We start from the raw sequence: 13,404 nt of genomic DNA, 5'->3' as shown, positions 1-13,404 counted from the left end.
TGTTCTCCTTCTTCGGATCAGGCGTCGGTGCCCCGTCCGGCATCGCTGCCCGGAGCACCGCTGTTGGGTGCGGCGCCCTCACGGCCGGGGGTTCGGCCCGGCAGGTGGACGTCTGTGAAGGTGGTATCTGCGCCGGATTCGGGGGCAGGGCTGCCCTCTGGTCCCGCGGTTGCCAGCACTTCATCATGTTCCCACGTTCTGCCCGCAATGTAGCGAATCGACGAATTTGCTACGGCCAGGATCGGGACGGAGAACAGTGCGCCGGGGATCCCGGCGAGGTAAGAGCCCGCCGCGACGGACAGGATCACGGCCACGGGGTGGAGGGACACGGCCTTGCCCATGACGAGCGGCTGCAGGATGTGGCTTTCGAGCTGCTGGACGCCGAGCACGATCGCCAGCATGATGAGCGCGTTGACGGGCCCGTTGGCTACCAGCGCCAGCAACACGGCGATGGCACCGGTGACCAGCGCGCCGACCACCGGGATGAAGGAACCAAGGAAGACCAGCACGCCCAGCGGCAGCGCGAGCGGCACGCCAATGATGGCGGCGCCGACGCCGATTCCCACGGCGTCAACGAACGCGACGAACATTTGGATGCGCGCGTAACTGACCATGGAAGTCCAGCCGCGGCGGCCCGCACCGTCCGTGGCGCGGCGCGCCTTCCGGGGCATGAGGCTGACGAGGAAGGCCCAGATCCTGTCGCCTTCGAGCAGGAAGAAAATCAGCACGAACAGCGCCAGGACCAGCCCGGCGGCGAAGTGCCCGGCAGTGCTCCCGAACGTCAGGGCCCCGCTGAGGATGCTGCTGCTGTTGTTCTGCAGCGCGGCGGTGGCGTCCTCAATATACTTGTCGATCTGTGCGGCGGTCAGGTGGAGCGGGCCCTCCGACAGCCAGGTCTGGACCTGCTGCACGCCCGTGAGCGCCTCGGACCACAGCTCGCCGAAGCCCTGCATAAGCTGGCGCCCGACCAAGGTCAGGGCACCGACGATTAGGCCGATGAAACCGAGCACCGTGATGGCGACGGCGAGCCCCTTGGGCACGCTGCGTTTGGCCATCCAGCGCACTGCGGGGCTGAGGAGACCTGACAGGAGCGCGGCCACCATGACCGGGATGATGAGGAAGCTGACATGGCTGAGCAGCCAGATCAGGCCCCCGAGCACGAGCAGGATCAGCCCGGCGCGCCACGCCCAGGCGGCCGCGATCCGCACGCCATAGGGAATGTCCTGGTCGATCTCGCGGTCGGTCCGTGACCGGGCCCCGGTACGTACCCCCGTCCTGGCCGCGGAAGGGGAAGGGCTTGTGGCGGGTGCGGCGTCCTCAGCTGGCGTCATAGCCCCATAATTCCGCAGCAGCCGGTTAATAGGAAACCAGCAACGAGGGCAGCGGGGTCAGCCTGCGGTGGCCGTCAGCGAGGCCGAGATGCCCCAGGTCATGGAGAACTGCTCCCCCGGCGCGAGCCAGCGCAGGCCCTCACCACTGTTGAACGCGTTGGCCGGCCCGGTCATCGGTTCGATCGCGACCGCCTTCGACCGGCCCGGAAACTCGGTCGTCACGAAGACATGGACGTAACCGCAGCCCGCGTCCTGCCATAGGCTGACAGTCCGCCCGTCCGGTGACCGCAGCGTGTGCCGGGCAACGCCGCCGTCGAAGTCCAGGTCCGTATAGGCCGAATCGAGGTCCAGGGTCCCCACCGGCCGCCCGCCGCGCAGATCGAAGTCGCCGCTGACCGGCTCGGTGTTGCGCGGGATGAGCCGGTCATCGGCGACCAACCGGGTCCGGGCGTCCACGCTCACGGTGAGGTCCTCGCTGGGCACGTCGCCCAGCCGCAGGTACGGGTGCGCGCCAAGCACGAAGGGCGCGGGGTCCTGGGAGTCGTTGATGAGGGTTTGGCGCACCACCAGCCCCAGGTCCTCCGCCAGTTCGTAGCGGACCCGGTGCCGGAGCAGGAACGGGTAACCGTGCTGCGGGAAGACCGCCGTCTCCAGGGTCACGGAGAACTCGTCCTCGTCCACGAGTTCGTAGGAGGAGTTCCGCAGCAACCCGTGGCTGGCGTTGTTGCGGGAGACCTCGGTAATGTCGAGCTGCAGCTTTTTGCCGTTGAGGTACCAGACACCGTCCTCTACCCGGTTGGCCCACGGCGCCAGGGTGATTCCGGCGGCGCCCGGCGGAATGTCGGCATCGCCGTAACTCTCCGTCAGGGCAGTGCCTCCGCGGCTGTAAAGCCGCAGGCCGGCGGCGAGTTCGGTGACGACGGCCAGGGCATCGCCGCGCCGGAGCTCGTACTGCCGTCCGGTGGCGTATCGCCGCATGGTTTCATCGGGGCGTGAGGCCGAAGGCGTCGCTGAGAGATCCATGGTGACCACCGTACAGACCCGCCCGGCAACCCGTATACCTTGGTTCCATGACTTCCAGCAGCGCAGGCGCCAGGCCATGAATCCTTCCCTGGACAGCAGCGGGCTCGCCACCCGGTTTGAGGCGGTCTTCGGCGCCCGGCCCGAGGGCGTGTGGCGGGCACCGGGACGCGTCAACCTCATTGGCGAGCACACCGATTACAACGAGGGCTTCGTCCTGCCGTTCGCCATCGACCGGGCGGCCCGGGTGGCCGTCAGGGTCCGGCCGGATTCCACCGTGCGGATGCTCTCCACGTTCGGGAACCAGGGGCTGACCACCGCGGACACCGGCTCGCTGGCCCGCGCCACCGCCAGGGGCTGGACGAAGTACCCGCTCGGGGTCATCTGGGCCCTCCAGCAGCAGGGCCTCCCGGTTCCCGGCATCGACCTGCTCCTGGACTCCGATGTCCCCCGCGGCGCCGGCCTGTCGTCCTCCCACGCCATCGAGTGCGCCGTGATTTCGGCCCTGAATGAGCTCCTGGCCGCCGGCCTCTCCGCTCAGGACATGGTCCTGGCCACCCAGCGGGCGGAGAACGACTTCGTCGGCGCGCCCACCGGCATCATGGACCAGTCCGCCTCGCTCCGGGCCACGGCCGGCCACGCGGTCTTCCTCGACTGCCGGGACCAGAGTGTCCGGCTGGTGCCGTTCGACGCCGACGCCGCGGGGCTGGTGCTGCTGGTCATCGACACCCGGGTTTCCCATTCCCACGCCAACGGCGGCTACGCGGCCCGGCGGGAATCGTGCGAACTCGCCGCCGAGGTCCTCGGCGTACCGGCGCTGCGCGACATCGGGTTCGAGGACCTCGAGGAGGCCAGCGGGCTCCTGGACCAGGAGACGTTCCGCCGCCTCCGGCATGTCGTCACCGAGAACCGCCGCGTCCTGCAGACGGTGGAGCTGCTGGACACCCTGGGCCCGGCCGCCATTGGCCCCCTGCTGGACGCGTCCCATGCCTCGATGCGCGATGACTTCGAGATCTCCTGCGCCGAGCTGGACCTTGCCGTGGACACGGCGCGCTCCGCCGGCGCGATCGGGGCCCGCATGACCGGCGGCGGCTTCGGCGGCTCCGCGATCGCCCTGACCCCGGCAGGATCGGCACAGCAAGTGCGCGCCGCCGTCGAGCAGGCCTTCGCCCGGGCCGGGTATGCCGCGCCGGAGATCTTCAGCGTCAGTCCCGCGGGAGGGGCCATGCGCCTGGCCTAGGCGGGGCGTAGTCTGGGCGCATGCCAGAAGCTGTCATCGTTTCCACCGCCCGGAGCCCCATCGGGCGGGCCTTCAAGGGGTCCCTGAAAGACGTGCGGCCGGACGATCTCGCCGCCGCCATGGTCACGGCGGCCCTCGCCGGGCTTCCGGCGTTCGATGCCGCCGCCGGGCCGGGACGCGGCCTGGACGACATCTATCTGGGGTGCGCCGAGCCGAGCGGCGAGGCCGGCTCCAATATGGCCCGCGTGGTCAGCATCCTGGCCGGGCTGGACAACGTTCCGGCCGCCACCATCAACCGTTTTTGTGCCTCCAGCCTGCAGACGCTCCGGATGGCCTTCCACGCCGTCAAAGCCGGCGAAGGCCAGGCGTTCGTTGCCGCCGGCGTGGAGGCGGTGTCCCGCTACCGGGACTGGGCAGGCGCGGGCGAGACCGACGCGAGCACGCACAACCCGCGCTTTGAGGCGGCCCGGAAACGCACCGAGGCCCGCGCGGCCTCGAACACGCCGTGGACCGACCCGCGCCTGGGCGGCCGGATGCCGGACGTGTACATGGCCATGGGCCAGACGGCGGAGAACGTCGCCACAAGCTACGGCATCACCCGCGCGGAGCAGGACGATTGGGCGGTGCTCAGCCAGAACCGGGCCGAGGCGGCCATCGCCTCCGGGTTCTACGCCCGCGAAATCACGCCGTACACCCGCGCCGACGGTACGGTGGTCGACCGCGACGATTCGCCGCGGCCCGGCGTCACAGCGGAGGCCGTCGGTGCCCTGCAGCCCGTCTTCCGCAGCGGCGGCACTGTGACGGCCGGGAACGCGTGCCCGCTCAATGACGGGGCCGCCGCCGTCGTGGTCATGAGTGGCGCGCGGGCCCGCGAGCTGGGACTGGAGCCGCTTGCCCGGATCGTCTCCACCGGCGTCAGCGCCCTGTCCCCGGAGCTGATGGGCATGGGCCCGGTGGAAGCAACCGGGCGGGCGCTGACAATCGCCGGGCTGACCATCCGCGACATCGACCTCGTGGAGCTCAACGAGGCGTTCGCGGTCCAGGTGGTGGCCAGCGCCCGGGAGCTCGCCATCGATCCGGAGAAGCTCAACGTCCACGGAGGCGCCATCGCCCTCGGCCACCCCTTCGGGATGACCGGCGCCCGCATGACCACCACGCTGCTCAACGGGCTCCGCGTCCGCGACGCCTCCCTCGGCCTGGCGACGCTGTGCGTCGGCGGCGGCCAGGGCATGGCGGTTGTGCTGGAGCGGCTCAGCTGACGGGTTGCAGCTGACGCATTGCAGTTGACGTGCGGCAGCAGGCCACCGTTTGCCACAAACACGAGGAACCCCGCCGTTGGGCGGGGCTCCTCGTTAGGAAGGGTGTTCAGGGACGACGCCGGTTACTCGTCGCCGCGGAGGATGGCCAGCAGTCGGATGATCTCGACGTAGAGCCAGACCAGCGTGACCGTGAGGCCGAAGGCAGCGGTCCAGGAGAAGCGCTGCGGGGCCCCGGCGCTGATGGCCGCCTCGATAGACGTGAAGTCCATGATCAGGGAGAAGGCGGCCAGGCCGATCGCCAGGAAGCCGATGAAGACGCCGAGCGGGATACCGAAGATCTCCACGCTGGTGCTCAGGCCGAACGGCGAGTTAACGGCTCCGGTCCACATCATGACGACGTTGACGAGTGCAAACACCGCATAGCCGATCAGGGCGATCATGAAGAACCGCACGAGCTTGGGCGTCGCCCGGACCTTGCCGCTCTTGAACAGCACCAGCGTCACGGCGAAGACGGAAAGCGTCCCGACGACGGCCTGGATGCCGACCCCCGGGTAGAGGTTGTCAAGGATCCGGGTCAGTCCGCCGAGGAAGAACCCTTCGAGCAGGGCGTAGGCAAGGATCAGTCCGGGTGACGGCTGCTTCTTGAAGGTGTTGACCATCGCGAGGGCGAAGCCGCCGAGGGCCCCGAGGATCATCAGCATGGATCCCGTGCCCTGGGGGACGGCGAGCGCCACTGCGGCACCGACCACCAGGATGCCGAGGCACCCGGCAGTCTTGACGATGACGTCGTCGTACGTCATCCGGCCGATGTCAGCCGGACCGGCCGCCGGGCGGTTGTACAGGTCCTGGAGCTGTTCCTGGGTCATGCCCTGCTGCGCCGAATTCCACCCGCCCTGGCCCGGAGCCTGGCTGTAGGCGTTCTGGCCGTAGGGGTTCTGGCCGTACGGGTTCTGGCCGTACGGGTTCTGGCCGTACGGGGCCTGCGGGGCAGGCGGTGCCTGGGTGGCTTCGCGGAAATTCTTTCCGCTGAAGATCGGGTTTCCGCCAGGTGCCATTGCGGGTGTCCTCCAAAATAAGGGGGTGGGTGATGTTCCGGTGCGATGCGGACGCATACGAAAAGGTTTCTATATTGTCACGCTACCAATTCCCACGGCCGACGGGGAGGGATAGTTCCCCCGGGGAGGGGCCGCAACCGAACCGTGACCTTAGCCAGCGGGATCTTCAGGCCCAGGATCCCCGCGTGGGCGCCGGCCGTCCGGGGTGCCAGGGACGGCCGGTGCGCCTCGCGCCGGTGCCGGCTGCCAGCAGGGCGGCTGGTCCGTCACCACGGAAATCGTCGAGCCGCTTGGACGGATCCCCCTTCGGCTCCGGCAGGGGGCCGGGAACCGGCGCCGGCGTTCCCGTGCCGCTGTTGACTATGACGTCGTCGATGTAGATGTCGGCCATTTGCTGATCGTGTTCGGAGCCGAGCTGGACCGTGTCGAGCATCGTCGCGGAAATGCTGACGGTGCCCGCGTAGACGGAACGCCCGTCCCACCAGATTTGGACGTTGGTCCTGGGGCCGTTGGGGACCACGTGCATGACCAGCCGGTGCCAGGAATCGGTGGGGACATCCCGCCGCAACGTGGTGTAGGCGAAACCTGCCGGTGACGAGGTGCGGAGCACCAGCTCATGGGAGAGGTTCTGCCGGAAAACATCCAGGACGCGGACGCGGCCGGAAAAGAATCGGAAGTAGGGAACGTTGTTCCCTGCCATTCCCTCAGCGGCGATATTGAACCATCCGTCCGCATACGCCTCGGTGTTCCCGGGGCTCAGGCCCACGGTCAGCCTGGCGATGGAGCCGGGCCCAGCGGTGGTGTGCAGGCGGGCGGCACAGCCACCGGAGTGCGACGGCCCGGTGGACACAGAGGCGTTCCCCGTCCCGGCCGTGGAGACGCCGAATCCGTCCAAGGTGCCCGCTTCAAAGCTGGAGGCCGCCGCCATGATCCCCGGATAGGGGTCGGTGAGCGCCTTTGTCGAGGGAACGCAGGCCTGCGCCCCGGCGGTCTCGGGGCCGAGGCCCAGCGCCGGGATGCCCAGGATCGCCAGCACAAGCGAACCCGCGAGGCACAGCTTGACCACCCGGTTCATCAGTCGGCCCTCCAAGATCGGCCCCTGCCATCGACGCCGCCCCGCGTCCCGGCCGACAGTTCCGGCCATCGGTGCTGGACTTCGGTTCAGGACTTCGGTTCAGGCGCTCTTCGCACCATAACGCGGGAGGACTTGGAAAAAGCTTGGATTTGCTGGTTCCACACCCCGGAGCGGACGTGCCCGGCAGGCGGCACCGGCACCGGGTTGGGCGGACGAATCGGGGGCCGGGCCCGCCACTGTTTAGGCATACTCGGAATCAACAAAAGTTTTCTTTAGCGGGGCTACAGTGAGGTGCCGCCGCGACTACACGGTTGTTACCCGATCGCGACGTTCTGCCTGCTCGCAGCGGCATTCTTTGCCTCGCCCGGGCTGTAGCATAGGCCACACAGGGTGACGGACATCACAACAAGCGATCGTTTTCCGAGGCGTTCGTCCCCTGACCGTTCGCAACGGTTGCAAAGGCGCAACCCACAGCACCCCCATGTGGAGGTTTTCAATTTGAGAAGCACAACGAGCGGCCTGTCGCAGAGACGGCGCGGCAGACTACTGAAGGCTGTGGGGGCAGTATTTGCCACCATGGCTGCGCTACTGCTCATAGTTGCCCCGGCGTCCAGCGCCGCGACCCCCTCACCGACACCATCTCCGTCGGCGACCCAGTTCACGAACAGCATCAGCGGATTCCTGCGCGGTGACGACCGCTCACCGATCCCCGGGGTAACCATTACCGCCACGGGTGGCGGTTTCACGGGAACCACGAAATCGGGAGCCAACGGCGCCTGGATCATAGGCGTCCCCACCCAGGGTACGTACGAGGTCAAACTCGACGAGTCCACGCTTCCAAAGGGCATCAAGCTGGCCGAGGGCCAGGAAAACCCCCGCAAGGTGACGTTCAGCCAGACCTCAAACCTCTCGGTGATCTTCGCCTTTGGCAAGGGCATCGTCGTGGCGGAGCAGAACTTCGGGCAGAACCTGCTCAACCGGTTGGTGGCCGGCCTGAGCTTCGGCCTGCTGCTCGCCCTCGCGGCCGTCGGCCTCTCACTGATCTTCGGCACCACCGGCCTGACGAACTTCGCCCACGGTGAAATGGTCACGATTGGCGCGGTGCTGGTATTCGCCTTCAACCAGATGAACCTGCCGTTCTGGCTTGCCATCATCCTGGCGATCGTCGGCGGCGGCTTGTTCGGCTACGTCCAGGACGCGGGCCTGTGGAAGCCCTTGCGGCGCCGGGGAACCGGGCTTGTTCCGATGATGATTGTCAGCATCGGCCTCGCCCTCGCTGTGCGGTACATCATCCAGTTCTACTTCGGTGGCGCCACCCAGCAGTTGCCGTTTGCCCAGAGCGCGGAAATCCTGATCGGCCCGGTCTCGATCTCCCCCAACAACCTCTGGTCCCTCATCATCAGCGCCGCCGTGATTGCCGCCCTCGGCGTCGTCCTGCTCAAGACCCGCCTCGGCAAGGCCACCCGCGCGGTGGCCGACAACCCGGCGCTGGCCGCGGCCTCCGGCATCGACGTCGACTCCGTCATCCGGATCGTCTGGGTGGTCGGCGGCATGCTCGCCGCCCTCGGCGGCATCCTCTGGGCCTACTACCGGCCCGGCGTCACCTTCGACATGGGCTCCCAGATCCTGCTGCTCATCTTCGCCGCCGTCACCCTGGGCGGCCTCGGCACGGTCTGGGGCGCCCTGGTCGGTTCCATCATCGTCGGCATCTTCGTTGAGCTGACCACCGTGTTCGGCCTCGCAGCCGACCTCAAATACGTGGGAGCGTTGTTCATCATGATTGTTGTCCTCTTGTTCCGGCCTCAGGGCATTCTGGGCCGCCGCGAGCGCGTGGGTTAGGAGACCGCCATGGATTTCGGATTCATTTTCTCCAGCGCCGCCGGCGAACTCTTCAGCCCGACGACGGCTGCCTACGCCCTGGCCACCCTCGGCCTCGCGGTTCACTTCGGCTACACCGGCCTGCTCAACTTCGGCCAGGCAGGCTTCATGGCGGTGGGGGCCTACGGCTTCGCCATCTCCACCTTGACGTTCCATGTGCCGTTTTTTATCGGGCTGCTCATCGCCGTCATCTGTTCCGCCATCTTCGCTCTATTGCTGGGCATCCCGACGCTGCGGCTGCGGGCGGACTACCTGGCCATCGTGACCATCGCGGCGGCCGAAATCGTGCGCTACATCGTCACGACCAACCAGCTGACCGCTATCACCGGCTCGGCCAACGGCTTGGCCGCCTTCGAGGGCGATTTCTACGCCATGAACCCCTTCCCGCCGGGGACCTACATTGGCATGAACAACCGCGACTTCTTCATCCGGGTGGTCGCCTGGGCAGTCGTGGCCCTCTTCTGCACCCTAGTGTGGCTGCTGATGCGAAGCCCCTGGGGCCGGGTCCTCAAGGGCATCCGCGAGGACGAGAACGCCGTCCGCTCGCTCGGCAAGAACGTGTACGCCTACAAGATGCAGTCCCTGATCATCGGCGGCGCGCTCGGTGCCCTGGCAGGCATGATCTTCACGATTCCCCGCGGCGCGGTGCAGCCGGCCAACTACGGCACGGAACTGACCTTCTTCCTCTACACCTGCCTGCTGCTCGGCGGCCTCGGCACCGTGCTCGGCCCGGTGGTCGGCGCCATGATCTTCTGGGTGGTGCTCTCGCTCACCCAGGGCATCCTCTACGGCCTGATCGAGTCCGGCACCATCACGTGGCTGAACACGGTCCAGGCCGGGCAGCTGCGTTACATCCTGGTCGGCGTGGCGCTCATGCTGCTGATGATCTTCAGGCCCCAGGGCGTTCTCGGCAATAAGAAGGAGCTGGCATTCGCATGAGCAATCCAAGCGAAGAGTCGCGCGAGGAACCCCGCACGTCGGAAGAAATCGACTACATGACGGACACCCGTCCGATCGCCGTCGGCGAGATCGCGCCCGGCTGCAAGAAGCGTGATCCGATCGTGGTGGCGGAAAACGTCACCCGCAGTTTCGGCGGCATCAACGCCGTCGACGTCCAGTACCTCGAGATCCCGCGGCACAAGATCACTGCGCTGATTGGCCCCAACGGCGCCGGCAAGACCACCTTGTTCAACCTGCTGACGGGCTTCGACACCCCGAACTCGGGTACATGGCAGTTCGAGGGCAACAACATCGCCGGCGTCTCCTCGTACAAGGTCGCCCGGATGGGGATGGTGCGCACGTTCCAGCTCACCAAGGTCATGGGCAAGCTCACCGTCCTGGAGAACATGCGCCTCGGCGCCTCCAGCCAGTCCGGCGAACGGCTGTCCAAGGCCTTGTTCAAGGGCATCTGGGGCGGTCAGGAAAAAAGGATCACCCAGGAAGCCAACGTGCTGCTGGAGAAGTTCAAACTGGACGCCAAGAGGGACGACTACGCGGCGTCGCTGTCCGGCGGGCAGCGGAAGCTGCTGGAAATGGCCCGCTCCCTCATGGTGCGGCCCAAGCTGGTCATGCTCGACGAGCCCATGGCCGGCGTCAACCCGGCGCTGACGCAGTCGCTGCTGGACCACATCAAGAACCTCAAGGCCGAGGGCATGACCGTTTTGTTCGTCGAGCACGACATGAACATGGTCCGCCACATCGCCGACTGGGTGGTCGTGATGGCAGAGGGCAAGATCGTGGCCGAGGGGCCCCCGGCCGAAGTCATGAAGAACCCCGCCGTGATCGACGCCTACCTCGGCGCCCACCACGACGTGGATCTCGGCGACGCCGAGGGCATCAAGGAACTGGCCGCCGAACTGGTCGCCGACGAGGAATCGATCGTCGGCACTGAAAACGCCGGCATCATCTCCGCCGACGTCCTCGCCACCGAGGCGGAGGAACCGGAGACGAACGGGACGACCCGCGGCCGCCGCAGCGCCGGAGAGCCGAACCGCGCCGAAGAGCCGAACCGCACAGAGAAGGACACAGAATGAGCGCCACCAGCGCGGCACCGGCCGCCCAGCCCGCCTTCGATGGTGACTCGGTCGTGAAGGTCACCGATCTGGTGGCCGGCTACATCCCCGGCGTCAATATCCTCAACGGCTGCAGCATCGAAGCCCGCAAGGGTGAGCTGATCGGCATCATCGGCCCCAACGGAGCCGGCAAGTCCACGTTGCTGAAGGCCATGTTCGGCCTGGTCAAGGTCCACTCCGGCTCGGTAGTGGTCCGCGGGCAGGACATCACCGGGCTCAAGGCCAACAAGCTGGTCAGCAAGGGCGTCGGCTTCGTTCCGCAGAACAACAACGTGTTTGCCGCCCTGACCATCGAGGAAAACCTGCAGATGGGCATGTTCCAGCGGCCCAAGGACTTCGCTCAACGGTTCGACTTCGTCACCGAACTGTTCCCGGAGCTCGGCAAACGGCGCGCCCAGCGGGCCGGCTCGCTCTCCGGCGGCGAACGCCAGATGGTCGCCATGGGACGGGCCCTCATGATGGACCCGGCTGTGCTGCTGCTCGATGAGCCCTCAGCAGGCCTCTCCCCCGTCAAACAGGATGAGACCTTCCTCCGGGTCCACGAGATCAACCGGGCCGGCGTCTCCGTCATCATGGTGGAGCAAAACGCGCGCCGCTGCCTGCAGATCTGCGACCGCGGCTACGTGCTGGACCAGGGCAAGGACGCGTACACCGGTACCGGCCGGGAACTCATGAACGATCCCAAGGTCATCCAGCTCTACTTGGGGACGCTCGCAGACACTGTCGACTAGCGCCTCAGGCAGTATCCCCGCAGAAGGGCCGTCACCAGCCGGTGGCGGCCCTTTTGCGTGCCCGGCCTATGTGGGGTCCGGGCTCGCCTCCCGGGAAGGCTCCGGGCGCCTCCGCGGCCGCTTGGGCGGCGTCTGCGCTCGTCCGACACGACGACCACGGCGTCCCGCGGCGCAGAGTCTTGGGCGGGCACACAGCGGGCAGAGGCGGGTTCCCGCCGTCGACGCTCCTTGGCTCGCCAAAAGCCTGCTGTGCGTGACGTCTGGAGCCAACCCTGACGCTCTGCCCCGCTCCCCTGCACGCAAGAGACCCCCGTCCGGACTGGACGGGGGTCTCGTGTTTGTCGAGGGGAACCGGCTTACAGCTTGCCGAATTCTTCCTTGACGGGCTTGTACGTGTTGTCATCCTGGTACTCGTAGATGCCGATGTAGGCTTCCGTCGGGTCGCCGGCGTCGGAGAACGTGACGGGGCCGGACTGGCCGTCGTAGTCGATGTCCTTACCGTTGCGGAGCAGGGTGACGCAGGACGGGAAGGTGTTGCACTTCTCGCCGCCTTCAGAGACGTCCTTCAGGTGCGCTGCGATGTCGGTGCCCTTGGTGCTCTTGGCTTCCTCTGCGGCCAGTGCGATCAGGTTCACGGCGTCGTAGGACTCGCCCGCGTAGCTGTAGTCCTTCAGCGCCGGGTCAATCGCCAGGAGCTTCTTCTTGAAGTCCTCCTTGGCGAAGGTGCCCGGGATGGTGCCCTGGGCGCCCTTGAGGGTACCGGCCTGGAAGTCCTTGCTGTAGTCGGACATGTTGCCGTCCACCATGAAGATCTGGTTCGCCTTGACGCCCTTGCCCGTCATCAGCGGGACGATGCTCTTGGCCTGGTCGAAAGTGATCAGGGCAATGGCGTCCGGCTTGGCGGCGAGAACCTTGTCAACCTGGCTGCTGAACTGGGAATCGCCCTCATTGAAGAGCTCCTGGGCAACAACCTTGCCGCCGGCTGCCTCGAAAGCGGACTGGACGTTCTTTGCAAGGCCGGTTCCGTAGGCGTCGTTCAGGACGATCATGCCGACCGTCTGGGCGCCGCAGGTGGCCATGTAGTTGCCGAGGACCTTGCCCTGGAGCACGTCAGAGGGGGCGGTGCGCCAGTAGAGGCCCTTGTCATCCCACGAGGTGAAGTCCGGTGAGGTGTTGGCCGGGGAGAACTGGACGACGCCGGCACCGGTGATCTGGTTGATCACGGTCTTGGAAACACCCGAGGAGGCGGCGCCGACGATTGCGCTGACGCCCTGTCCGAGCAGTGCCGTGGTGGACTGGGTGGCGATGTCGGTCTTGGTGTCGCCGGAGTCGCGGTGGATGACCTCGACAGGCTTGCCCAGGACGCCGTTGGCATCGTTGACCTCCTTGATGCCGAGGTTAACACCGGCAATTTCGGGCGGGCCGAGGAAGGCCAGCGAACCCGTCGTCGGCAGGAGCGAGCCGATCTTCAGGGGCGTGGGGGTGGTGGTGGCCGAAGCGGGCACGGAGCCCGTGCCACCGGCAGCGCTGGTACCGGCGCCGGTGGCGCTGGGTGCCGGGCACGCGATCCCGGCGGCCGCGGCTGAGCTGGATCCCGTCGAACTTGGGGCGGGTGAACCACCACAAGCCGTAGCCAGAAGGGCGACGCCGAGGCTAAGCACTGTGAGCTTAGCGATACGGGGCGCAACCTGGGGGAGTGAAGTCATGTACAAGCTCCTCGATCTAAAGGTGCGAACGGCCTTT

General features: G+C 67.1%; 11 protein-coding genes. 6 read left to right on the top strand and 5 right to left on the bottom strand.

Annotation, left to right across the window (positions count from 1 at the left end; translation table 11 throughout):
* Nucleotides 1-17: 17 nt before the first annotated feature.
* Together BLQ10_RS00510 and BLQ10_RS00505 are read right to left on the bottom strand one after the other, a co-directional pair.
* Entirely contained in the window at nt 18-1,331 is a 1,314-nt protein-coding gene (locus BLQ10_RS00510; protein ID WP_175558424.1) for an AI-2E family transporter, read from the bottom strand.
* A gap of 57 nt (nt 1,332-1,388) precedes the next feature.
* A complete protein-coding gene (locus tag BLQ10_RS00505) occupies nt 1,389-2,354 on the bottom strand; it encodes an aldose 1-epimerase family protein (RefSeq protein ID WP_091557885.1) in 966 nt (321 codons plus the stop codon).
* A 76-nt stretch (nt 2,355-2,430) separates the two neighbouring features.
* On the opposite strand from BLQ10_RS00505, the gene galK reads away from it, so the two are divergent.
* On the top strand, nt 2,431-3,591 hold the full coding sequence (galK, locus tag BLQ10_RS00500; protein ID WP_091557079.1) for a galactokinase: 1,161 nt from the start codon (nt 2,431-2,433) through the stop codon (nt 3,589-3,591).
* A gap of 20 nt (nt 3,592-3,611) precedes the next feature.
* Nucleotides 3,612-4,850, top strand: coding sequence for an acetyl-CoA C-acetyltransferase (locus tag BLQ10_RS00495; RefSeq protein WP_091557076.1), 1,239 nt, complete (start codon nt 3,612-3,614; stop codon nt 4,848-4,850).
* Nucleotides 4,851-4,972: 122 nt separating this feature from the next.
* Here BLQ10_RS00495 and BLQ10_RS00490 read toward each other — a convergent pair whose 3' ends face one another.
* Both BLQ10_RS00490 and BLQ10_RS00485 read right to left on the bottom strand, forming a co-directional pair.
* On the bottom strand, nt 4,973-5,905 hold the full coding sequence (locus tag BLQ10_RS00490) for a Bax inhibitor-1/YccA family protein (protein ID WP_091557073.1): 933 nt from the start codon (nt 5,903-5,905) through the stop codon (nt 4,973-4,975).
* Between the two features lie 166 nt (nt 5,906-6,071).
* Nucleotides 6,072-6,995 carry a hypothetical protein gene (locus BLQ10_RS00485; protein WP_139164148.1) on the bottom strand — a complete coding sequence of 308 codons (924 nt, stop codon included), beginning with the start codon at nt 6,993-6,995 and terminating at the stop codon, nt 6,072-6,074.
* A gap of 561 nt (nt 6,996-7,556) precedes the next feature.
* Between BLQ10_RS00485 and BLQ10_RS00480 the strand changes: the two genes are divergently transcribed.
* Genes BLQ10_RS00480 through BLQ10_RS00465 form a run of 4 tightly spaced genes read left to right on the top strand, consistent with a single transcriptional unit; the run spans nt 7,557 to nt 11,661 of the window.
* Nucleotides 7,557-8,819, top strand: a complete 1,263-nt coding sequence (locus tag BLQ10_RS00480; protein WP_254785332.1) for a branched-chain amino acid ABC transporter permease — start codon at nt 7,557-7,559, stop codon at nt 8,817-8,819.
* Nucleotides 8,820-8,828: 9 nt separating this feature from the next.
* The gene (locus BLQ10_RS00475; protein ID WP_091557067.1) at nt 8,829-9,797 is read left to right on the top strand and encodes a branched-chain amino acid ABC transporter permease; all 969 of its coding nucleotides are present in this window, start codon (nt 8,829-8,831) and stop codon (nt 9,795-9,797) included.
* Nucleotides 9,794-10,891: an ABC transporter ATP-binding protein gene (locus BLQ10_RS00470; RefSeq protein ID WP_091557064.1), complete on the top strand. Its 1,098-nt coding sequence runs from the start codon at nt 9,794-9,796 to the stop codon at nt 10,889-10,891. Before BLQ10_RS00475 ends, BLQ10_RS00470 begins: the two co-directional genes overlap by 4 nt.
* Nucleotides 10,888-11,661 (top strand): ABC transporter ATP-binding protein, encoded by a 774-nt coding sequence (locus BLQ10_RS00465; RefSeq protein ID WP_091557062.1) that lies wholly within the window; start codon nt 10,888-10,890, stop codon nt 11,659-11,661. The genes BLQ10_RS00470 and BLQ10_RS00465 overlap by 4 nt, the downstream gene beginning before the upstream one ends.
* Nucleotides 11,662-12,017: 356 nt before the next feature.
* On the opposite strand, the gene BLQ10_RS00460 is transcribed toward BLQ10_RS00465, so the two are convergent.
* Nucleotides 12,018-13,367 (bottom strand): ABC transporter substrate-binding protein, encoded by a 1,350-nt coding sequence (locus tag BLQ10_RS00460; RefSeq protein ID WP_091557060.1) that lies wholly within the window; start codon nt 13,365-13,367, stop codon nt 12,018-12,020.
* Between the last annotated feature and the right edge of the window lie 37 nt (nt 13,368-13,404).

It is taken from the genome of Arthrobacter sp. ok362, assembly GCF_900102785.1.
Lineage (GTDB): Bacteria > Actinomycetota > Actinomycetes > Actinomycetales > Micrococcaceae > Arthrobacter.
This window is presented reverse-complemented; position numbering and strand designations above follow the sequence as displayed.